This is a genomic window from Burkholderia sp. MSMB0856 (assembly GCF_001524645.2).
GTDB lineage: Bacteria > Pseudomonadota > Gammaproteobacteria > Burkholderiales > Burkholderiaceae > Burkholderia > Burkholderia diffusa.
The window spans coordinates 3,341,483-3,363,153 of sequence record NZ_CP013427.1 but is presented as its reverse complement, the minus strand read 5'-3'; the positions used below and the strand labels follow the sequence as shown (position 1 = coordinate 3,363,153).

Below are 21,671 nucleotides of genomic sequence, written 5' to 3'. Positions count from 1 at the left end.
CGCGCACCGGCACACGACCGACGCGATGCTCAGGCGAACGTATCGACGAGGCCCGCGCGGCTCACGGTTGCGCCGGCCGCTGCGGATTGCGCGGCGTCGACCGGTGCGTCGACGGCTGACGATCCGGCGCGCGCGCGCGGCGACGGCCGGCCGCCGGCGAAGCTTTGCTGCGGGTTCTGCTGCTGCGACGCGAAGCCGCCATCGCTGACGCTCGCGCTGCCCAGGCCGAGCCCGCCCGCTTCCATCGCTTCACGCAGTTTCGGCAGCGCGGCTTCCACCGCGTCGCGCACCTGCGCGTGCTGCGACACGAACAGCGCGTGCGCGTGGTTGTCCGCGACGCGCAGCACGACCTGCAGCGGGCCGAGGTCCGGCGGGTTCAGCGTCAGCTCGGCGCTCTGCTGGTGCGCATTCGACAGGAACACGACCTTCTGGCTCAGCGCATCGGTCCAGTCGGCGGTGCCGACGTGCGGCGCCAGCACGTGTGCGTTGGCCGCGGCGATCGAGCTTGCGGCGGGCGATGCCTGGAGGTTCGCCTGTACGGCTGCCGCAGCCGTCGCGGCGGCGGCGACCGTCGCGTCGACGGCCGGGCTGGCGGTTTCTTCGGCGGCCGCGAACGCATGCTGCGCAGCGGGTTGGGCCGTTGCGCCGGCCTGCAGCGCCGGCGCGGTGGCCTGCGTGGGCGCCTGCTGCGTCGCGAGCGCGCCTTTCGCGTCGGCGAGCGTGCGGTCGAAGGTCGGGACTTTCGGCGTCGGCTGTGCGGCGGTGGCCGATGCGGACGTCGTCGCCGCGGGCGCTGTCGCTGTCGCGGCCGTGCCCGACGCGGGCATCGCGATGGCGCCCGCGCCGCCGGTCAGCTTCTGGAGTGCCGCCTGCAGCGTGTCGCGACCCGACACCGGCACGGCAGGCTCGGCGGCCGCATCCTTGCTTGCGTGATTCGTCAGCGCGGCCGTCGCGTCGGGCTGGCCGGACACGGCCGTCGCTGTCGTGGCGGCGGCGGTGGCGGTGGCAGCGGTATCGGCATTGGCCGGCGCCGCGTCGTTCGCGCGCGCCTGCAGTTGCGCCTGCACGGCGGCTGCCGCGGCGAGCGCGGCAGCGTCGGGATTGAGTGTCGCGCTGGCGTCTTCGGTCGACGGGTCGTCGTCGCGGTCGGCGGACTTCGTGCCGGCGGCGGATGTCGACGACGCCTGTTTCGTCGAGGCGTCCGGCTTGTCGGCGGTTGCCGCGTCGTGCCGCGTGACGACGCTTTGCTTCAGCGTCTGCGCGAACGGCATGGCGGCCGGCCCGCTTGCGGCATCGTTGCCGGCGGACTTGGCGGAGGCGGACGAACCCGCGTCGCGGATCGCCTTGAGTGCGGTGCCGGCGGTGTCGAGCAGCACGCCGAGCAGGGGCAGGGGAGGCATGACGATTCTCTCGTTCGAAAGCGGTGAGCGGTTACGCCGAACGGGCCGCATCGGCCCGCATGCGCAGGATCTTCGCGGCGTGTTCGTCGGCGTCGCGCTGTTCGCGCTTCGCCGTACGCTGGGCTTCCTGCGCGACGCCGCGCGCCTGCAGGATTTCGTATGAACCGACGGTGCGTTTCTTCTGTTGCCAGTTGGGACGCGCCTCGTCGATGCGGACTTCGGCCGCGGCCAGCACGTTGCGCTGCTGCACGATTGCCGCGTCGAGCGTATCGATGAACGCCTGGAAGTTGCGCCAGTTGCCGGCCGGCATCCCGTGTTGCGCGGACTGCGCGAAGCGCGCGTGATACTCGTCGCGATAGCGCAGCAACGCATCGAGCTGGTCGGCGGCCGCGGTGCGGTCGCGCTGCGCGGTGCCGAGCTGCTTCGCGGCCGTGTCGAGATCTTCCTGCGCGCGGTCGAGCAGCAGTTGAAGGGGAAAGCCGTGTGCCATCGGGGTCAGCCTCCGTGTACGTCGAACAGCGCATCGAGCGCGCCGAGGCTCGACGCGAACGGCGCGCATTCGCGAAAGCCCTGCTGCAGGAACGATTCGATGCGCGGGTAGAGCGCAATCGCGCGGTCGAGCTGCGCGTCGCGGCCGGGCGCATAGGCGCCGACCGCGATCAGGTCGCGATTGCGCTGGTAGCGCGACAGCATCTGCTTGAACTGCCGCACGCGGTCGAGATGCGTTTCGTCGATCAGCGCGGTCATCGCGCGGCTGATCGACGCCTCGATGTCGATCGCCGGATAGTGGCCGGCTTCGGCGAGCGCGCGCGACAGCACGATGTGGCCGTCGAGGATCGCGCGCGCCGAATCGGCGATCGGGTCCTGCTGGTCGTCGCCTTCGGTCAGCACCGTGTAGAACGCGGTGATCGAGCCGCCGCCTTCGGGCCCGTTGCCGGTGCGCTCGACGAGCGCGGGCAGCTTCGCGAACACCGACGGCGGATAGCCCTTGGTCGCGGGCGGCTCGCCGATCGCGAGCGCGATCTCGCGCTGCGCCATCGCGTAGCGCGTCAGCGAATCCATCAGCAGCAGCACGTGCTTGCCCTGATCGCGGAAATACTCGGCGAGCGACGTTGCGTACGCGGCACCCTGCATCCGCAGCAGCGGCGACACGTCGGCCGGCGCCGCGACGACGACGGAGCGCGCGAGGCCGTCCTCGCCGAGGATCTGTTCGATGAATTCCTTCACTTCGCGGCCGCGTTCGCCGATCAGTCCGATCACGATCACTTCTGCGCTGGTGTAGCGCGCCATCGTGCCGAGCAGCACCGACTTGCCGACGCCCGAGCCCGCGAACAGGCCCATCCGCTGCCCGCGGCCGACGGTGAGCAGCGCGTTGATCGCGCGCACGCCGACATCGAGCACGTGGTGGATCGGCTCGCGATCGAGCGGGTTGATCGACGGCGCCGACAGCGGCGCGTCGACCTTCGACGCGAGCGGGCCGAGGCCGTCGAGCGGGCGGCCCGACGCGTCGACGACGCGCCCGAGCATTTCCCAGCCGACCGGCAGCCGTTTCGCGCCCGCGAGCGGATCGGCGACGGGCGCGGCCTCCCGCGGCCACACGCGCGCGCCGGGCAAGACGCCCGCGACGTCGGTGGTCGGCATCAGGAACAGGCGATCGCCGGCGAACCCGACGACTTCCGCTTCCGCATGCGGCAGCGTGCTGCCGGGCGGCAATTCGATCGTGCATTCGGCACCGACCGACAGGCGCAGGCCGATTGCCTCGAGCACGAGGCCCGCGGCGCGCGTGAGGCGCCCGCACGGCCGCAGCGGCAGCGCGCGGTGGCTGCGGGTCGCGAGGCCGTTCAGGTGCGTGCGCCAGTGCGCGAGATGCGGATTGTGCGGCGCGCGCGGCGTGTCGGCCGCGGCGTCCGTTGCGTGCGCCGGCGCGCCGTGCGCGGTGCCGTGCGTATGCTCGGGGCCGAACGACGCGAGCGCGAGTTCGCGCTCGAGCGGCGTCATTCCGTCGTACAGGATCGATTCGGGCGTGGGCGTCACCATGCGCTCACCTTGCCGATCGCGGCGGCGACGCGCTGCCAGCGGGTGGGCAGCGTCGCGTCGACTTCGCCCGTCGCGGCGTGCGCGCGGCAGCCGCCGCGCTCGATCGACGCGTCGGTGCGCACGTTCCAGCCCAGCGTATCGAGATCGTCCTGCAGATAAGCCTCGACGACGGGCAGGTCGGCCGGGTTCACCGCGAGATGCGGCGCGCCGGACAACGCCGGCTCGGCGGCGAGCACGTCGCGCACGGCCGCGACGAGCGCGGCGGGATCGTGCTTCACGTGCTGGCGCACGACCTGCTGCGCGATGTCGAGCGCGAGTTGCGCGAGGTCGGACGCGAGGTCGTGCTCGGCGCTCGACACGGCTTCGCGGAACGACGCGGCGAGCGCCGCGAGCTGCGCGGCCTGTTCGCGGGCTTCGGCCTGGCCGGCCTCGAAACCCTGCTCGCGGCCCTGCTCGAAACCGGCCTGATAACCCAGTGCCTGGCCTTCGACGTGACCGGCCGCGTGGCCTTCGGCATGTGCGGCGTCGCGCACGCGCTGCAATTCCTCGGCGAGCGCGGCGGCGGCCGCAGCCGCGTCGTCGGGCGGCGGCGGGGGCGGCGGCGGATCGAACGACGCCATCTCCCACCGCTGGTACGCGGTGAGGGTGCCGGCGCGGTCGCGCGCGGAATCAGACATAGGCGTCTTCCGCCTTGCCGCCGATCACGATCTGACCGCTTTCGGCGAGGTTGCGCACGATCTGCAGGATGCGGCGCTGCTGCGTCTCGACTTCGGACACGCGCACCGGGCCGCGCGCGTCGAGATCCTCGGCGAGCAGTTCGGCCGCGCGTTGCGACATGTTCGCGAGGAATTTCTGGCGCAGCGCGGGCGGCGCGCCCTTCAGCGCGATGATCAGCGTTTCCGACTCGACTTCCTTCAGCACCATCTGGATCGCGCGATCCTCGAGGTCGAGCAGGTTCTCGAACACGAACATCTGGTCGACGATCTTCTGCGCGAGGTCGGCGTCGTACTGGCGCACGCTTTCGAGCACGCCTTCCTCATGATTGCTCGTCATGAAGTTCAGGATCTCGGCCGCGGTGCGGATGCCGCCCATCGGGCTGCGCTTCAGGTTGTCGCTGCCGGACAGCAGGCCCGTCAGCACGTCGTCGAGCTCGCGCAGCGCGGCCGGCTGGATGCCGTCGAGCGTCGCGATCCGCAGCAGCACGTCGTTGCGCAGGCGCTCGGTGAAGCACGACGCGATCTCGGACGCCTGGTCGCGATCGAGGTGCACGAGGATCGTCGCGATGATTTGCGGATGCTCGTTCTTGATCAGTTCCGCGACGGCGGCCGAGTCCATCCACTTCAGGCCCTCGATGCCGCTCGTGTCGCTGCCCTGCAGGATCCGGTCGATCAGCACGCCGGCCTTGTCCTCGCCGAGCGCCTTGGTCAGCACCGAGCGGATGTACTCGCTCGAATCGAGCGACAGCGCGGTGTGCTGCTCGGCTTCCTTCGCGAATTCGTGCAGCACGTCCTCGACCTGCTCGCGCGTGACGTTCTTCAGCGCGGCCATCGCGGCGCCGATCTTCTGCACCTCGCGCGGCGCGAGGAACTTGAATACTTCAGCGGCCTCTTCCTCGCCGATCGACATCAGCAGCAGCGCGCTCTTGGTCAGGCCTTCAGCGTTCATCGGACACCCAGTTCTTCACGACGGTGGCGACGATCTTCGGATCCTGGCGGGCGATCGTGCGCGCGTAGTCGAGGTTGCGTTCGTAGCGGTTCTTTTCGTTCTCGAAGCCGAGCAGCAGCGGATCGGGCTCGTCCGGCTGTTCCAGCGCGGGCAGGCCGTCGAGCGCGACCGGATCCTCCGGCGCCGCGAGGGCCGGCGCGGCCGGCTCGGGCGGCGGGAACGCGCGGCGCATCGCCGGGCGCACGAACATGAAATAGAGCGCCGCCGCGGCCGCCGCGATGCCGAGCCACTTCGCGGCTTCCTTCGCCATCGCGATCATGTCCGGCTGGCGCCACCACGGCAGGTCGGCGTACGGATCGTTGACGGTCGAGAACGCGCTGTTCACGACGTTCACCGAGTCGCCGCGCTTCTCGTCGTAGCCCATCGCGTCCTTCACGAGCTGCTCGATCTGCGCGAGCTTCGCGGGCGGCAGCGGCTGCATCGTCACGTGGCCCTTCGCGTCGGCGACCGGCTGGTAGTTGACGACGACGGCCACCGACAGCCGCTTCACGTTGCCCATCGGCTGCTCGACGTGGCGGATCGTCTTGTCGAGCTCGTAGTTGGTCGTCTGGTCCTTGCGGTCGCTGACGGGCGTCGACTGCGGCCCGTTCTGGCCGTTGCCGGCGACGATCGGCGCGGAGGCCGGCTGCGGCGGCGTGTTCGACAGCGCGCCCGGCACGCCCGATGCGCCGCCCTGCGCGAGTTCGGTCGCGCTGCTGGTCTGCTGGCTGCGGATCGCGGTCTGCTGCGGCGAGCCGTTCGGGCCGTAGCTTTCCGAGGTCTGCTCGAGCTTCGAGAAATCGATGTCCGCGCTGACTTGCGAGCGCGCGTTGCCGGTGCCGAAGATCGGCGCGAGGATCGCGTCGATGCGCTTCTGCGTGTTGTGCTCGACCTGCTGCACGTACTTGAGCTGGCTCGCGTCGAGGCCAGTGGCCGATGCGGTCTGGGTCAGCAGGTTGCCGTCCTGGTCGACGATCGTGACATTCTTGGCCGGCATGTCGGGCACGCCGGACGACACCATCCGCGTGATCGCCTGCACCTGGCCCTCGTCGAGCACGCGGCCCGGGTAGAGATCGACGAATACCGACGCGCTCGGCGCTTCCTTGTCGCGCACGAACACCGACGGCTTCGGGATCGCGAGATGCACGCGCGCCGTCTTCACGGCGTTGATCGACTCGATCGTGCGTTGCAGCTCGCCTTCGAGCGCGCGCTGGTAGTTCACCTGCTCGGCGAACTGGCTGATGCCGAATTTCTGGTTGTCCATCAGCTCGAAGCCGACCGAGCCGCCCTTGGGCAGGCCCATCGCGGCGAGCTTCAGGCGCGTTTCGTGCACCTGGTTCGACGGCACGAGGATCGCGCCGCCGGCGTCGGCGAACTTGTAGGGAACGTTTGCCTGCTGGAGCGCGGTAATGATCGCGCCGCCGTCGCGGTCCGACAGGTTGCTGTACAGCACGCGATAGTCGGGCGTGCGGCTCCACAGCACGAGCGCGGTGATCGCGGCGATGGCGAGCGCAACGGCGATCACGAACGGCAGTTTCGGGTTGCCCTTCATCCGCGTGATGCCGGGGATGCGTTCCGCGAAGCCGCCGAACCCGAAGTCCGCGCCGGCGCCGCCTGCTCCCGGCAACGCGGCGGCCGCGGTGGCGCCTGGCACCGGGCTGGCGAGGCCCGTGCGGGCGTCGGGGTTGATCAGCGAGTTGGCCTGCGAATCCATGCGTGGAATTTCTCCGGAGCGGGACGACTGAGCCGCTCGGACGAGCGGACGGACAATGACACGATGCGATTATCGGGACCAGGGCCCGACTCCGATCGACCGAAAAGAGCGGGGTTTCCCCCGTACTTTCGCGGCTTTGGCGCGCGCCGCGCTGCTATCCTTTTTCGCGATCCGGCATGGTGCGCATCGTGCGGCGCCGCCGGACCGCCCGGTGCTCCGGGTCTCTTCTCTCATATGTCTGGGGACAGCATGGCTGCCAACGTCAGCGGAATCGGTTCGGTGTTGCAACAGATGCAGGCGATGGCCGCGCAGGCGAGCGGCGGCGTCGCGAGCCCGACGGCGGCGCTCGCCGGTTCGGGCGCGGCGACGGCCGGCACGTTCGCGAGCGCGATGAAGGCGTCGCTCGACAAGATCAGCGGCGACCAGAAGCACGCGCTCGGCGAGGCGCAGGCGTTCGAGGTCGGCGCGGCGAACGTGTCGCTGAACGACGTGATGGTCGACATGCAGAAGGCCAACATCGGTTTCCAGTTCGGGCTTCAGGTCCGCAACAAGCTCGTGAGCGCGTACAACGACATCATGCAGATGTCCGTGTGACGCGACCGGCAACCGGGGACGGCCAGCCGCCGACGGGCATCCGCGGGCGGCCGACCGGCGACGGGCCGTGCGCCTAAAGCTTTTCAATTCCCTTCCGATAACTCTGGAACAAGGCCGCGTCATGCATTGCACGGCGGCGGCTACCGCATAGCCAACGCATCACAAGGAGAAGCGCATGTTTTCCCCAGGACACGCTGGAGCCAATGCGTACGCGCGTGTCGGCGTCGAGACGGGGGTGATGGGCGCCTCCCCGCACCGGCTGATCGCGATGCTGTACCAGGGCGCGCGCCAGGCCATCGCGCTCGCGCGCATGCACCTGCAGCAGGGCAACGTGCCCGCACGCGGCGAAGCGATCGGCAAGGCGATCGGGATCGTCGAGAGCGGCCTGCAGGCGTCGCTGAACCGCGACGCGGGCGGCCAGATCGCCGGGCGCCTCGACGCGCTGTATACGTATATCGGCCGGCGCCTGCTGGAAGCCAACATGCATGCCAGCGACGCGATGCTGGTCGAGGTCGACGGGTTGCTCGCGACGCTCGAGGAAGCGTGGACGGGCATCGCTCCGGAAGTCGCGCGCATGGCCGCGCAACAGGCGGCGGGCGCGGCACGATGAATCTCAAGGCCGAATACTTCGCTCGCTACGAGGCGCTTGCGGCCGTGTCGGGCCGCATGCTGTCCGCGGCGCGCGGCGCGCAGTGGAGCGCGCTGCCGGAGTTGCAGGCCGAATTCCTGCGTCTCGTCGACGGGCTGAAGGAGGCCCATCCGGGCGTCACGCTCGACCAGGCGGACCTCGGCCGCAAGCTCGAGCTGATTCGCCGCATCCTCGCCGACGACGCCGCCATCCGCGACCTCGCGAGCCCGGACGTCGCACGGCTGTCCGCGCTGTTCGAGGCGCGGCGCTCGACCCAGGTATTGACCGATCTCTACCGCGCTCGCGGGTAGTGCCCGTTTGCCGGGGCGGCGGTTGCCGCATGCCCGGCTTCGCAACGATGTCGCTGAGGTGAGCAGGCTCCGATCATGACCGGTATCGACTCCGTTGCGGCCGCCCTGCTGGCGAGTCGCCTCGACAGCCTGCTGACCGGCCCCGTGATCGCGCCCGCCGGCGGCGGCGCGACCGCGCAGGTCGGCACGCCGGGCGCCGGCGCGTCGTCGCCGTCTTCGGCCGGGGCCCCGCCGGCGCCGCCGCCGGCATCCGCGCAGACCGCGTTGTCCGATGTCGCGCTCGTGCTCGACGCGATTTCGCGCTCGGGCGGCGTCGCGACGCCCGTGATCGCCGGGCGCACGCCGCTGCTGGCCGATCCTGCCGTGTTGCTGAGCACGGCGGCGGCCGTGCCGCCGGACGGGCAGCCGACCGCCGGTCCGGCTGCGTCCGCCGCCGCGCCTTCCACCGCAACGCCTGCGTCCGACGTCGCGGCGCTGCGTGCGGCGCTCGCGCAGGCCGTCAGCGAAAGCGGCCTCTTTTACGAATCCCATCTCGCGCAGTGGCTGGCCGGCCAGCGCCCGCTCGCCGCGCTGATGCGCGAACCGCAGGCGCGGCTCACGACCGCGCCGGTGCAGCCCGCCCCGGACGCCGCGCAGCACGACGCGCCCGACGTGCTCGACGAACTGCTCGCGCAGCGCCTGCCGCTGCCGACGGCGGCGCGAACCGCTACGCAGCCGGGCGCGCCCGCGTCGGGCGGTGCGGTGCCGCGCGAGCTTGCACAGAACGCGGCTGCCGCCGCTCGGCAAGGTGCGGCGTCGGCCACGGCCGCGACGACCGACCCGCTCGGCGATCGCCCGGACACGCGCTGGACGCCCGCGCGCGCCGAACTGGCCGCCGCGTCGGCCGATCCGCAGACGCAGACGCCGGCTCCCGTGCATCCTGCCGCCGTGCCGATCGTCCGGCAGCAGCTCGATGCGCTCGCGACCGATCAGTTCCGCTGGGCAGGTGAGGCATGGCCCGGCGCGCGGCTCGACTGGACGATCGAGCCCGACGATCCGGGCGGCCACGCGTCGCGCGGCGGCGACGACGCAGGCGACGGGATCGCATGGCGCACGCGGCTGACGCTCACGTTGCCGTCGCTCGGCACGGTCGACGCGGAGCTGGTGCTGAACGGCGCACAGCTCGTCGCGCGACTGCGTGCGAATTCGGCCGGCGCCGACCGGCTCACGCGGAACGAGGCCGCGCTACGGCAGCGGTTCGAGGGATCGGGGCTGCAGCTCGGCGGACTGTCGATTCGTGCGGTCGGCGACGAACCGGACGGCTTCGACCCGCTCGTCGCGCAGGCCGCCGCCGCCGCATATGCGCGCAGCGCGGCCGGCGGTACGCCGGGCGCCGACGACGAGGTGCCGCGATGAGCATGACGTCCCGCAAGCGCGCGGCCGCGCTCGTCTACGATCCGAAGGGAGGCGATACCGCGCCGCGCGTGGTCGCGAAGGGGTACGGCTTGCTCGCCGAGATGATCGTCGCCCGTGCGCGGGATGCCGGGCTGTACGTGCATACCGCGCCGGAGATGGTGTCGCTGCTGATGCAGGTCGATCTCGACGACCGGATTCCGCCGCAGCTTTACCAGGCAGTCGCCGATTTGCTGGCATGGCTGTACGCGCTCGATCGAACCGAGCCCGGGCCGGGCGACGCCGCCCCGCATTTTCCGCTACCGCCGCTGCGCCGCTGAGCGTTCGCCGCGCCGTTTTTCTTGCGAAATGCCGTCCCGGACTTTCGCGATCATTTCACCGGCATTTCTCTTGAATCGACGTGCAATCTGCGCGCTTCGTCGGTTATCGCCGGATTGTCTTGTCGGCCCGGCGTGCGCCGGCGGATTGAGCGGCCGCACCATTTGTGTAATGATATCCATTCTCATTTTCATGTTATCCGGGCGGCGCATGTTTTCCGTGCGCCGCCCGTTGCTTTGAACGAATGGACACTCTCGCGTGAACGCGCCCGAAACGATCGCCCCGCCGCAGGCGGGCAGGCCCATCGCGGGCGTCACCGTGCTGCATCCGGCCGCACGGCCCCTGAGCGACGCCGAACTGGCGGCGCGCCGCCAGCGCTCGCGGCGCGCGACCTTCATCAAATGGCTGCGCAAGGTGCATGGCTGGGTCGGGCTCTGGGGCGCGGTGCTCGGGCTGCTGTTCGGCGTGACGGGCGTGCTGCTCAACCACCGTGCGCCGCCGCTGAAGATCCCGACCGGCGAGCCGCAGGTCGAGCAGATGCAGATCGCATTGCCGGACCCGGCGCCGAAGTCGCCGGCCGCGATGACGAAGTGGCTGCAGCACGAACTGCGCTTCGACGGCCGGCCGGGCCGCGTGCGCACGGAGCCCGCGCAGCCGGTCGCCTGGGGCGACAAGCGCGTGATGCAGCCGGAGCACTGGCAGATGGGCCTGTTCGGTCCGCACCAGAACCTCCAGGCCGAATACTGGGTCGGCAACGGCTACGTATCGGTGAAGCGCACCGGCAATACGTTCCTGACGACGCTGAACAACCTGCATCGCGGCGTCGGCATGAATCTCGGCTGGGTGCTGCTGATGGACACGATCGCGGGTTCGCTGATCCTGTTGTCGCTGACGGGCGTGCTGCTGTGGACGGAGCTGAACAAGCGCCGCACGGTCGGCGTCGTATTGGTGGTCGGCTCCGTCGCCGCGGCGCTCGCCGCGGGTCTCGCCTGACGTCACCCTCGACGCGCGCCGGTTTCCCGCCGGCGCATGATGGCCCTCCGGGCACGGCCATGCGCCGCGGAGGCGACCGGCCTCAGAGGCCGCAGGTCGCGCCGCTGTTTGCCGCGATCTCGCGGGCGGCCTTCGCGCCTTCGACCTGCAGGATCGTCGGCAGCGACACGTTGTTCTTCGCGGCCGTGATCTCGGCGAGGATCGAGATCGCGATTTCAGGCGGCGTGCGGCTGCCGATGTAGATGCCGGCCGGCCCGTGCAGCCGCGCCAGTTCCGCCTCGCTCAGGTCGAATTCGAGCAGCCGCTCGCGCCGGGCCGCGTTGTTGCGTCGCGAGCCGAGCGCGCCCACGTAGAACGCGGGCGTCTTCAGCGCCTCCATCAGCGCGAGATCGTCGAGCTTCGGGTCGTGCGTGAGCGCGATCACGGCCGAACGCGCGTCGAGCTTCATGTCGAGCACCGTGTCGTCGGGCATCGTGTGCACGACGCGCGTGCCCGTCACGTCCCACGCATCCGTGTACTCCTCGCGCGGATCGCAGACCGTCACCTGGTAATCGAGCCCGACCGCGATCTGGCACAGATAGCGCGACAACTGTCCCGCGCCGATCACGAGCATCCGGTAGCGCGGCCCGTGGATCGTCACGAGCCGGTCGCCGTCGAACGCGAGCCCGTCGGTCGCCTGCGCGGGCGACAGCGACGCGCGGCCGGTCGCGAGCGTCATCGTGCGCGTGACGAGGCGGCCGGCCTCGACTTCCGCGCACAGCGCGGCGATCCCGCTGTCGGGCGTGAGCGGCTCCAGCACGAGCTGGATCGTGCCGCCGCAGGGCAGCCCGAAGCGGTGCGCTTCCTCGGCCGTCACGCCGTACTTGACGGCCTCCGGGCGTGCATCGGCCGCGATCCCGCTTGCGTGCACGCGGGCGATCAGGTCGTCCTCGATGCAGCCGCCGGACACGGAGCCGACCACGAGGCCGTCCTCGCGCACCGCGAGCATCGCGCCTTCGGGGCGGGGCGACGAGCCCCACGTCTTCACGACCGTGACGAGCAGCACGCGGCGCCCTTCGTCGAGCCAGCGCGCGCTGGATTTCAGTACATCGAGATCGACGCTTTCCATCATCCTGTTCCTGTTGCCGGACGGCCCGCCGGGCCGGGCCGTCGTTCGATGGCCGGATTATGAACCGCTCGGCGCGCGCGCGCTGGCAGCGTGCAAATCGTGTGGGCAAATCCGGACGATCGGGCAAGAAATCGCGACGATCGGGCAGCGATCGAGCGCGTGCGGGGCGCGGCGGCGCCGATGGCCGGGCCGGTTCGGGCGGGGAGGGGGCGCGCACGGGGCCGGTGACGGCCCGGCGTGGCGTCGTGTCGCTGCGCGCGGCGTGCGCGCGCAGCGACGGCGGTCAATGCGCGTTGTGCTGACCGTGCGCGAGCTTCGAGTGATGCCGCGAATACAGGAAGTAGATCACGAGGCCGATCACGAGCCAGATGCCGAACGCGGCCCACGTGACGGGCTGCAGGTTCAGCATCAGGAACAGGCATGCGCCGACCGCGAGGATCGGCACCACCGGCACGCCCGGGCAGCGGAACGCGCGCGGCAGTTCCGGGTGCGTGCGGCGCAGCACCAGCACCGCGATCGACACCATCGAGAACGCGGCGAGCGTGCCGATGTTGATCAGCTCGGCGAGCACGTTGAGCGGCACGAGCGCGGCGATCAGCCCGAAGAACAGGCCGACGAGCCAGGTCGTCAGGAACGGCGTCGCATAGCGCGGATGCACGCGCGACAGCGCCGCCGGCAGCAGGCCGTCGCGCGACATCGCGAAGATGATCCGCGTCTGGCCGTAGCTCATCACGAGGATCACGGTCAGCATGCCGAGCACCGCGCCGAGATCGATGAAGCCCGCGACCCACTTCTCGCCGGCGATCTGCAGCGCATACGAGATCGGATGCGACACGTTCGCGTACTGCGCCGACGGCACGATGCCGGTCGCGACCGCCGCGACCGTCACGTACAGCACCGCGCAGACCGCGAGCGACGCGATGATGCCGATCGGCAGGTCGCGTTTCGGATTCTTCACTTCCTCGGCCGCCGACGATACGGCGTCGAAGCCGATGAACGCGAAGAACATCACGGCCGCCGCGCCGAACACGCCGTTCCAGCCGTGCGGCATGAACGGCTTCCAGTTCGCGGGCGTGACGTGGAAGATGCCGACCGCGATCACGAGCAGCACGACCGACACCTTGATGAACACCATGACGTTGTTGATGCGGGTCGACTCGCGGATGCCGATCGACAGCAGCGTCGTGATCACCAGCATCACGAGGAACGCCGGCAGGTTGAACCACGTGACGACACCCGGGATCGCGCCGGGCGCGGCCGTCAGCACGGTCGGCAGCGTGAGCCCGAAGCCCTGCAGCAGCGATTGCAGGTAGCCCGACCAGCCGACCGACACGGCCGACGCCGCGAGGCCGTATTCGAGCATCAGGTCCCAGCCGATGATCCAGGCGACGAGCTCGCCGAGCGTCGCGTACGAGTACGTGTAGATCGAGCCCGCGACCGGAATCGTCGACGCGAATTCGGCGTACGACAGCGCCGCGAGGCCGCACGCGATCGCGGCGATCACGAACGACAGCATCAGCGCGGGGCCGGCTTGCACGGCGCCCGTCCCGGTCAGCACGAAGATGCCGGTGCCGATGATCGCGCCGATGCCGAGGAAGGTGAGGTCGATGGCGCCGAGCGCTTTCTTGAGCCCGGCGCCGTGCGCGCCGGCGATCATGCGATCGACGTTTTTCTTGCGGAAGAAGGACATTGCGGATGAGTTTCCAGCGCGCGCGAGCGCGGCGGCGCCGAGTGAGTGAAAACCCGTAATTTTAGCCGATTTGGCGTGGAAGACCCGCTGCGGCGCAGCGCTGAGCCCGGGAATCGTCCGATAAAACAAGTGCTTGTGCGCGGCGTGCGGCGCGCCGGGGCCGGCGTGGAGCCGGCCGGGTGCGGCGAGGACGAAGAATCAGGCGCCCGACGCGGGCGCCATGTCGACGAGCCGGTTGCTCATCACGTAGAACGTCAGTTCCGCATTGTTCGACAGCCGCATCTTCTCGAGCAGCCGCGACCGGTACACGCTGACCGTCTTCACCGACAGAGACAGCGTGTTCGCGATGTCGGTGAGGCGCTTGCCCGATGCGAGCATGCAGAGCGTCTGGTATTCGCGGTCGGACAGCTTCTCGTGCGGCAGCGGTTCGTTCTCGAACGACACGTATTCGGCGAGCGCCTCGGCCATCGCCGGGCTCACGTACTTGCGGCCGGCCGCGACCTGCTGGATCGCGCCGATCATCTGCGCGGCATTCACCGTCTTCGACAGGTAGCCGGCCGCGCCGGCCTTCAGCGCGCGCACCGCGTACTGGTCCTCGCGGTACATCGAGAACATCAGCACCGGCGCGCCCGGCAGCTTGCGCTTGATGCGCTTGAGCACCTCGATGCCATTCGTGTCCGGCAACGAGATGTCGAGCAGGATCACGTCGAAGGCCTCGCGGTCGACGGCCGCCACCGCATCGCTGCCGGTCTCGGCCTCGGTCACGTTACGCGCGATGCCGCGGTCGATCAGCAAGTGGCGGATCCCTTGACGGACGATCGCGTGATCGTCGACGAGCAGGATGTTCAGGCTCATGACGGCCTCACGAAAGCGACGCGCGGCGCGCGGCCGCCGGCACCGCGAACAGCGAGTCCCACGCGAAGCGCGCGGTGACGCGCGTGCCGCGGCCCGCTTCCGGTGCGCTCGCGTCGAAGCTGCCGCCGAACGCCTCGCAGCGTGCGCGCATCCCGGCGAGGCCGTAGCCGGTGCGCCGGCTACGCGCGAAACCGGTCCCATCGTCGGTGACGATCAGGGACATATGCGAGTCGTCGGTGTCGATCTGCACGTCGACGGACGTCGCGCGCGCATGCTTCGCGACGTTCGACAGCGCTTCCTGCGCGACGCGGAAGATCGCGAGCGCACCGGCGCCGCCGAGTTGCGTGAGCCGTGCGTCGGCCGCGCAGACGAAGCTCGTGCGCAGGCCGGTGCGGGCCGTGTGGCTGTCGACCCACGCCGACAGGGCGCCGACGACGCCGCCGTCGAGTGCCGGCGTGTCGCGCTCGTCGATCAGCCGGCGGTTGGCGTCGGTGGCGGAGTCGAGCGCCTGCTGCGCCAGCTCGAGCGCGCGCAGGCAGCCGTCCGGCGCATTGGCCGGCAGCCACGTTTGAACGTTTGCGAGCGCGAAACGTGCGGCGGTGAGTTCGGCGCCGAGTCCGTCATGCAGCTCGCCGGCGAGATGGCGGCGGGCCGCCTCGTCGGCAACCATCAACTGGAGGGACAGCGCCGCGATCCGTGCGGCGGACGTGTCGCGTTGGGGCAGGGCTTCGGCCACGGGCGCGGCCGCGTCGCAGCCGTGCACGAGCGGCTGCGACGGGAACGGGGCATGAGCGCCCGTGGGCGCGTTGAGCGACGTATCCATGACTCTCCCTGCTGTCAGAAAGCGGTTCAGACACCGGCTGGCTGCGTGGATCGGCTGCCGTTTCGATGACGGCCGCCGCCAGAGAATCGCCCCGTGCCGAGGTAACAAAAGTTACATCTTGTAACGTTTGAGTCCGACCCTCCAATGGTCGCCCGATCGGCGACCACGCGGGGCGAATAATATCTCAAAAATTTGGAAAACGTCATGCTGGGCGGACATTTAAGGGTAAATGTGAATAATCCGAGCGAAGCTGTTGTAGGAAAAACACTGACGCGAAAGCACACGGATCGCCCGTATCCAAATGTAACGATTTGACATGAAATGATCGTGGCTTGTTACGAATTCGCCAAGTAGGGACGAAAAAAAACCGGAGCTTTTGCTCCGGTTCTTGATGTGGCACAAATTCGGGGTTCGATCAGTCCACGAATGCGCGTTCGATCACGTAGTGACCCGGCGCGCTGTTCTTGCCTTCGACCAGGCCGGCTTGCTTCAGCAGGTCCGTCGTGTCCTTCAGCATCGCGGTGCTGCCGCACAGCATCACGCGGTCGTTTTCCGGCGAGAACGCCGGCACGCCGAGGTCCGTGAACAGCTTGCCGGTCGCGATCAGGTCGGTGATCCGGCCCTCGTTGTCGAACGCCTCGCGCGTGACCGTCGGGTAGTAGACGAGCTTTTCCTTGATGATGTCGCCGAGGTACTCGTGGCCCGGCAGGTCGTGCTTGATGTAGTCCATGTACGCCAGCTCGCCCTTCAGGCGGCAGGTGTGCGTCAGGATGACCTTGTCGAAGCGTTCGTAGATGTCCGGGTCGCGGATGATCGACATGAACGGTGCGAGGCCCGTGCCGGTCGACAGCATCCACAGCGTCTTGCCGGGCAGCAGGTTGTCGGCGACGAGCGTGCCGGTCGGCTTCTTGCCGATCAGCACCGAGTCGCCCACCTTCAGGTGCTGCAGGCGCGACGTCAGCGGGCCGTTCTGGACCTTGATGCTGAAGAATTCGAGGTGCTCTTCGTAGTTCGGGCTGACGATCGAGTAGGCACGCGCGAGCGGCTTGCCGTCGACCTCGAGGCCGACCATCGTGAATTCGCCGTTGTTGAAGCGCAGGCTCGGCTCACGGGTGCAGGTGAAGCTGAAAAGCGTGTCGGTCCAGTGATGGACGGATTGGACGGTGGCGGTGTCGTATTTGCTCATGGCTTTGAAAACGGACGCGCGTAGCGGACGCGTGTAACGGGCCCAAAAACGGGCAAAAAAACCGAGTGCGTCGGCCCGATCGCGGATCGGCCGGCCGGCGCGTCGGACACGCGCCTTCTCGATGACAGACGATTGAGGAACTCGTTATTTTACCCTGCTTGGGGCAGATGCGGGCTTGACCCGCGCGGCCGCGCGGATTTGGCGCAACGAAATCTTGCAACCGGCTTTCAGTGTTCGGCCGCGAGCTTCACGCACAGCGCGCCGCGCTACCGCGTCACTGCGGATCGAGGCGCAGCCGCGCGATATACGGCAGGTGATCCGACAGCCACGCGGTTTCGCCGGACGGCGCCTGCCATTCGAGCGGCGTCAGCCCGCGCACGAACATCTTGTCGAGCGCGAGCGCGGGGGAGAACGCGGGGAACGTGCGGCCCGACTGGCCGAGCAGCGTGGCGACCTCGGACAGCCCGATCTCGCCGAACAGCGCGACCGAATCGTTGCGCCAGTCGTTGAAGTCGCCGGCGAGCACGAGCGGGTCGTCGCCCGCGTTGCGCACGATCCAGTGCGCGATCCAGTGCATCTGGCGCAGCCGCGCCGCGCGCGTGAGCGCGAGGTGCGCGCACAGCAGCGTGACGGGCCGTGCGCCCGCGAGCGTCGCGCGCGCGACCAGCAGTCCGCGGCGCTCGAAGCGGTGCGCGGAGATGTCCCAGCGGCCGCCGAGGTCGAGCGGATGCGGCGACAGGATCGCGTTGCCGTGCCGCCACGACGGCTTGAACACGTTCGGTCCGAGCGCGATCTGCCAGTCGAGCGCCTGCGCGATCTCGGTGGCCTGGCAGTGCCACACGTCGTCGACCGCGTCGTCCATCGGCGCGCCGAAGCCGGGGGCGAGCATCGGGCGCGGCATGCGGCGCGCCATCGCCTCCTGCAGGAAATACACGTCGGCGTGCGTCGACTGCATCCAGTTGCGCATCGCGTTCCATGCGGTGAAGCCGAGCGGCGAGCGGCCCTTGTGCAGGTTCCAGCTGACCGCGGTGATTTCGTCGGGCGCGGCGTGCGATTCGGCGAACGGCAAGGACAGGGCGTCGGCGGACATGGCGCTCAGTCCTTCGCGACGTGCGCGCGCACGCGGTAGACGAGATGCGGGCGCTGCTCGACGAGCGTCCAGTCGGTCCATGCATCGCCGCCGACCGACAGCCCCGGATGGCTCGCGACGATCTGCCGCGGCGACGCGGGCAGGCACGGATCGCTGCGCGTCGCGTTTTCGTCGTCGAGGGTTTCCTGCACGTCGAGCGCGAGCGATACCGTGTGCGCGGCGTCGTCGACGGTGAGCGGCGCGACCGTCACCGAGCGCGAGCGCTCGGTCGGCACGACGCGCGCGGCATTGCCGCAGCCGACGGGCACGGCGGACGGATAGCGATGGGTGTCGGTACGGGATTGACCCACGGTGGTGCGTTGCTGGAACGTGTCGATCGTCTGACCGTCGCGCACCACCTGGATCTCCCACGCGACGACGGCTGGTGCGGGGCTCTGCGCATGGGCCGCGAGCGCGGCGCTCGCGAGCAGGACGGCCAGGCCGTGTTTCAGCATGAAACTTCTCCGGAAACGCGGGGTAGCGGGGAACGGACGCACATCTTACGCCCGATCGATTTGGACGGTGGTGTGACAGGACGCATCGCCGCAGGTTCGCAGCACGATCCGGTCCTGATCAAAAGGTAGGTACGCGTCACGCGTTTTCAAGCAAAAAAGCGCGCGAACTCGGCGACGCTCGCGCGCTCGGTGACGAGGCGGTTCTCGATCGCGTCCGGGTCGGCATGGCCGAGCGACATCCCGCAGACGAGCTGCTCGTTGGCCGGCATGCCGAGATGCTCGGCGACGATCCGGTGGAACGGCACGAACGCGGCCTGCGGGCAGGTGTCGAGGCCCCGTGCGCGCGCGGCCGTCATCACGCCCTGCAGGAACATGCCGCAGTCGAGCCATGCACCGTGCGTCATCACGCGGTCGAGCGTGAAGAACAGCGCGACCGGCGCATCGAAGAAGCGGAAGTTGCGCGCGTGCTGCGCGTGCATGCGGGCCTTTTCGTCGCGGCCGATGTTCAACAGACCGTACAGGTCCCAGCCGACCTTGCGGCGCCGGTCGATATACGGCGACACCCATTCGCGCGGATAGTAGTCGTACTCGGCGACGTATTTCTCGTCGCGCGCCGGATCGTCGTACGCGGTGGTGAGGGCCGCGGCGAGTGCGTCGCGGGTCGCGCCGGTCGCGACGTACACGCGCCACGGCTGGATGTTGGTGCCCGACGGCGCGCGGCTCGCGGCTTCGAGGATCGCCTCGAGCGTGTCGCGCGGCACGGGCGTCGGCAGGAACGCGCGAATCGCGCGGCGCGACTTGAGCGCGGCGTCGACGGCGTGAATCGCATCGGTGTCGACGCGCGGGACGGCAGCGGGGATGGACATCGGCAACCCTTCGAGACGAAGCGCACGGCGCCGCGTGGGCGCCGTGGCGAGGCCGGCGCGGCGGCCGGTGAACGTTCGATCATACGCCGCGCGGCGCTGCGCTGCAGCGCGCGCGCAGTGTTAGCAGCAGACCGGGACGGCTGCTTGCTTGCACGCCGATGCGGGATCGCTACACTGAAATCGTAAGGGTCTGATGGTCGTGTGACGGTAGCGGTAGCGAGGTTGGTATGACGACGGCGATGGTGAAACAGGAACTGGCGGTGGCGTCCTTCAGCACGGTGTACGACCTCGAGCAGGTCGAGACCGCGTTGAACGACCTGAACGAGAGCGCGAGCGACGCACTGCGCGCCACCTACGAGCGCATGCTCAAGACCGGCAATCTGCGCTTTTGCGTGAAGCCGAACCGGATGCCGTCGTTCGACGAACTCGGCGACGCGCTGCCCAATTTCACCGAGCCGCTCGACGACGTGCGCAAGCAGGTCGCGCTGTGCCTCGAGACGGACGACCGGCTCGAACTCATGCCGATCCTGCTGCTCGGGCCGCCCGGTATCGGCAAGACGCATTTCGCGAAGGCGCTCGCGCAGCTGCTCGGCACCGCGTATCACTACGTGCCGATGAGCTCGCTGACGGCCGGCTGGATCCTGTCGGGCGCGTCGTCGCAATGGAAGAACGCGAAGCCCGGCAAGGTGTTCGATGCGCTCGTCAACGGCAGCTATGCGAACCCGGTGATCGCGGTCGACGAGATCGACAAGGCCGGCAGCGACGCGCAATACGACCCGCTCGGCGCGCTGTACGCGTTGCTCGAACACGATACCGCGCGCGCGTTCGTCGACGAATTCGCCGAAGTGCCGATCGATGCGGGCAACGTGATCTGGGTCGCGACCGCGAACGATGCGCAGGCGATTCCGGAGCCGCTGCTGAACCGGATGAACGTGTACGAGATCGCGCCGCCGGACGCGGCCGGCGCGCGCCGGATCGCGCAGACGATCTACGACGAGATCCGCACGTCGCACGCGTGGGGGCGGCGCTTCCCCGACACGCTCGACGACGACGCACTCGACGTGCTGGCCGCGACGCCGCCGCGCACGATGCGCCGTGCGCTGCTGCATGCGTTCGGCGCCGCGCGGCTCGACGGCCGCGACGTGATCGCACCGTCCGACATCCGCGCCGACGAGGGCGCGGCGAAGCGCCGGCCAATCGGATTCTGAGCCGGCGGCGCGCGCTTCGCCGCGACCTGTACGCGCCGGGCCTCGCCGCGCGACGCTTGCAGGCCGATACGGATGCGTCCGGCAAGCATGCGAACCGGGACGTACAATTCTCTTCTCTCCCCTTGATGCGCAAGCGACGCGAAACGTCATGGAGCAGATGGATTGTGTGGTGATCGGCGCGGGTGTCGTCGGTCTTGCGATTGCGCGGGAACTGGCCGCGCGCGGGCGCGAAACCGTCGTGCTCGAGGCGGCCGACGCGATCGGCACGGGCACCAGCTCGCGCAACAGCGAGGTGATTCACGCGGGGCTTTACTACCCGCGCGGTTCGCTGAAGGCGATGTCGTGCGTGCACGGGCGCGACCTGTTGTACGAGTTCTGCGAGACCCGTCACGTGCCGCACCGGCGCGTCGGCAAGCTGCTCGTCGCGACGAGCGCCGCGCAGGTGAAGCAGTTGAAGGCGATCGCCGCGCGCGCGGCGGAAAACGGCGTGCTCGACCTGATGCCGCTCACGCGTGCCGAGGCGCAGACGCTCGAGCCCGCGCTCGAATGCGCGGAGGCACTGTTCTCGCCGAGCACCGGTATCGTCGACAGTCACCAGTTGATGCTCGCGCTGCTCGGCGACGCCGAGCGCGACGGCGCGATGTGCGCGCTGAAATCCCCGGTCGAGTCGATCGACGTGCTGCGCGGCGGCCGCTTCGTGGTGCGTACCGGCGGCGACGCGCCGACCGAAATCGAGGCCGCGTGCGTGATCAACAGCGCGGGCCTCGGCGCGCAGGCGCTCGCGCGCCGCACGCGCGGGCTCGATCCGCGCTGGGTGCCGCCGCTCTATCTCGCGCGCGGCAACTACTTCAGCCTGTCCGGGCGCGCGCCGTTCTCGCACCTCGTCTATCCGATGCCCGACCGCGCGGGGCTCGGCGTGCACCTGACGCTCGACCTGGCCGGACAGGCGCGTTTCGGCCCGGACGTCGAGTGGGTCGATGCATTGCGCTACGAGGTCGATCCCGCGCGCGCACCGGCGTTCTACGCGTCGATCCGTACATACTGGCCGGGGCTACCCGACGACGCACTGCAGCCGGCCTACGCGGGGATCCGGCCGAAGCTCGCGGGGCCCGGCGAGCCGCCGGCCGACTTCATCGTGCAGGGCGCGGCGCAGCACGGCGTGCGCGGGCTCGTGAACCTGTTCGGCATCGAGTCGCCGGGGCTGACCGCGTCGCTCGCGCTCGCGCAGCGCGTCGGCGACATGACGTCACATGCGTGACG

General features: G+C 69.6%; 23 protein-coding genes. 8 read left to right on the top strand and 15 right to left on the bottom strand.

Going from position 1 to position 21,671, the window contains the following annotated elements:
• Positions 1–29: 29 nt before the first annotated feature.
• Genes WS87_RS16965 through fliF form a run of 6 tightly spaced genes read right to left on the bottom strand, consistent with a single transcriptional unit; the run spans position 30 to position 6,855 of the window.
• Positions 30–1,400, bottom strand: a complete 1,371-nt coding sequence (locus WS87_RS16965) for a flagellar hook-length control protein FliK (RefSeq protein ID WP_059819935.1) — start codon at positions 1,398–1,400, stop codon at positions 30–32.
• A gap of 31 nt (positions 1,401–1,431) precedes the next feature.
• Entirely contained in the window at positions 1,432–1,890 is a 459-nt protein-coding gene (fliJ, locus tag WS87_RS16960; protein WP_059607431.1) for a flagellar export protein FliJ, read from the bottom strand.
• A 5-nt stretch (positions 1,891–1,895) separates the two neighbouring features.
• Entirely contained in the window at positions 1,896–3,437 is a 1,542-nt protein-coding gene (fliI, locus tag WS87_RS16955) for a flagellar protein export ATPase FliI (protein WP_059819934.1), read from the bottom strand.
• Positions 3,431–4,114 (bottom strand): flagellar assembly protein FliH, encoded by a 684-nt coding sequence (gene fliH, locus WS87_RS16950; RefSeq protein ID WP_059819933.1) that lies wholly within the window; start codon positions 4,112–4,114, stop codon positions 3,431–3,433. Before fliH ends, fliI begins: the two co-directional genes overlap by 7 nt.
• Positions 4,107–5,102, bottom strand: a complete 996-nt coding sequence (gene fliG, locus WS87_RS16945) for a flagellar motor switch protein FliG (RefSeq protein WP_059535009.1) — start codon at positions 5,100–5,102, stop codon at positions 4,107–4,109. The genes fliH and fliG overlap by 8 nt, the downstream gene beginning before the upstream one ends.
• Positions 5,092–6,855, bottom strand: coding sequence for a flagellar basal-body MS-ring/collar protein FliF (gene fliF, locus WS87_RS16940; RefSeq protein WP_059819932.1), 1,764 nt, complete (start codon positions 6,853–6,855; stop codon positions 5,092–5,094). Before fliF ends, fliG begins: the two co-directional genes overlap by 11 nt.
• 249 nt (positions 6,856–7,104) lie before the next feature.
• Here fliF and fliE point away from each other — a divergent pair, with 249 nt between their 5' ends.
• The 5 genes from fliE to WS87_RS16915 all read left to right on the top strand — a co-directional run bounded on the left by fliE (position 7,105) and on the right by WS87_RS16915 (position 10,100).
• Positions 7,105–7,449 (top strand): flagellar hook-basal body complex protein FliE, encoded by a 345-nt coding sequence (gene fliE, locus WS87_RS16935; protein ID WP_059448462.1) that lies wholly within the window; start codon positions 7,105–7,107, stop codon positions 7,447–7,449.
• A gap of 175 nt (positions 7,450–7,624) precedes the next feature.
• A complete protein-coding gene (fliS, locus tag WS87_RS16930) occupies positions 7,625–8,059 on the top strand; it encodes a flagellar export chaperone FliS (RefSeq protein WP_059819931.1) in 435 nt (144 codons plus the stop codon).
• Positions 8,056–8,388 carry a flagellar protein FliT gene (locus WS87_RS16925; protein WP_059819930.1) on the top strand — a complete coding sequence of 111 codons (333 nt, stop codon included), beginning with the start codon at positions 8,056–8,058 and terminating at the stop codon, positions 8,386–8,388. The genes fliS and WS87_RS16925 overlap by 4 nt, the downstream gene beginning before the upstream one ends.
• A gap of 75 nt (positions 8,389–8,463) precedes the next feature.
• Positions 8,464–9,783 (top strand): flagellar hook-length control protein FliK, encoded by a 1,320-nt coding sequence (gene fliK / locus WS87_RS16920; protein ID WP_059819929.1) that lies wholly within the window; start codon positions 8,464–8,466, stop codon positions 9,781–9,783.
• Positions 9,780–10,100: an EscU/YscU/HrcU family type III secretion system export apparatus switch protein gene (locus tag WS87_RS16915; RefSeq protein ID WP_059535017.1), complete on the top strand. Its 321-nt coding sequence runs from the start codon at positions 9,780–9,782 to the stop codon at positions 10,098–10,100. The genes fliK and WS87_RS16915 overlap by 4 nt, the downstream gene beginning before the upstream one ends.
• On the opposite strand, the gene WS87_RS33660 is transcribed toward WS87_RS16915, so the two are convergent.
• Positions 10,080–10,280 carry a hypothetical protein gene (locus tag WS87_RS33660; RefSeq protein WP_159085690.1) on the bottom strand — a complete coding sequence of 67 codons (201 nt, stop codon included), beginning with the start codon at positions 10,278–10,280 and terminating at the stop codon, positions 10,080–10,082. The genes WS87_RS16915 and WS87_RS33660 overlap by 21 nt on opposite strands.
• Before the next feature lie 76 nt (positions 10,281–10,356).
• On the opposite strand from WS87_RS33660, the gene WS87_RS16910 reads away from it, so the two are divergent.
• Positions 10,357–11,091 carry a PepSY-associated TM helix domain-containing protein gene (locus WS87_RS16910; protein WP_059819928.1) on the top strand — a complete coding sequence of 245 codons (735 nt, stop codon included), beginning with the start codon at positions 10,357–10,359 and terminating at the stop codon, positions 11,089–11,091.
• Between the two features lie 82 nt (positions 11,092–11,173).
• Here the strand turns inward: WS87_RS16910 and WS87_RS16905 are convergent, their stop codons facing one another.
• The 8 genes from WS87_RS16905 to WS87_RS16870 form a co-directional block, all read right to left on the bottom strand.
• Entirely contained in the window at positions 11,174–12,199 is a 1,026-nt protein-coding gene (locus WS87_RS16905; RefSeq protein ID WP_059607548.1) for an XdhC family protein, read from the bottom strand.
• 283 nt (positions 12,200–12,482) lie between these two features.
• Complete coding sequence (locus WS87_RS16900) at positions 12,483–13,889, bottom strand: amino acid permease (RefSeq protein WP_059819927.1); 1,407 nt, start codon at positions 13,887–13,889, stop codon at positions 12,483–12,485.
• A 198-nt stretch (positions 13,890–14,087) separates the two neighbouring features.
• Complete coding sequence (rqpR, locus tag WS87_RS16895) at positions 14,088–14,744, bottom strand: response regulator transcription factor RqpR (protein ID WP_059468587.1); 657 nt, start codon at positions 14,742–14,744, stop codon at positions 14,088–14,090.
• 7 nt (positions 14,745–14,751) lie between these two features.
• A complete protein-coding gene (rqpS, locus tag WS87_RS16890; protein WP_059819926.1) occupies positions 14,752–15,567 on the bottom strand; it encodes a quorum system sensor histidine kinase RqpS in 816 nt (271 codons plus the stop codon).
• A gap of 415 nt (positions 15,568–15,982) precedes the next feature.
• A complete protein-coding gene (locus tag WS87_RS16885) occupies positions 15,983–16,753 on the bottom strand; it encodes a ferredoxin--NADP reductase (RefSeq protein WP_059535031.1) in 771 nt (256 codons plus the stop codon).
• Positions 16,754–17,027: 274 nt separating this feature from the next.
• On the bottom strand, positions 17,028–17,843 hold the full coding sequence (locus tag WS87_RS16880; RefSeq protein ID WP_059819925.1) for an endonuclease/exonuclease/phosphatase family protein: 816 nt from the start codon (positions 17,841–17,843) through the stop codon (positions 17,028–17,030).
• Positions 17,844–17,848: 5 nt separating this feature from the next.
• Positions 17,849–18,337 (bottom strand): hypothetical protein, encoded by a 489-nt coding sequence (locus tag WS87_RS16875; RefSeq protein WP_059819924.1) that lies wholly within the window; start codon positions 18,335–18,337, stop codon positions 17,849–17,851.
• 146 nt (positions 18,338–18,483) lie between these two features.
• The gene (locus WS87_RS16870; protein WP_059819923.1) at positions 18,484–19,203 is read right to left on the bottom strand and encodes a nitroreductase; all 720 of its coding nucleotides are present in this window, start codon (positions 19,201–19,203) and stop codon (positions 18,484–18,486) included.
• 227 nt (positions 19,204–19,430) lie between these two features.
• Here WS87_RS16870 and WS87_RS16865 point away from each other — a divergent pair, with 227 nt between their 5' ends.
• Complete coding sequence (locus WS87_RS16865) at positions 19,431–20,411, top strand: AAA family ATPase (RefSeq protein WP_057924566.1); 981 nt, start codon at positions 19,431–19,433, stop codon at positions 20,409–20,411.
• A 148-nt stretch (positions 20,412–20,559) separates the two neighbouring features.
• Positions 20,560–21,669, top strand: a complete 1,110-nt coding sequence (locus tag WS87_RS16860) for an NAD(P)/FAD-dependent oxidoreductase (protein WP_059691950.1) — start codon at positions 20,560–20,562, stop codon at positions 21,667–21,669.
• Positions 21,670–21,671 lie beyond the last annotated feature (2 nt).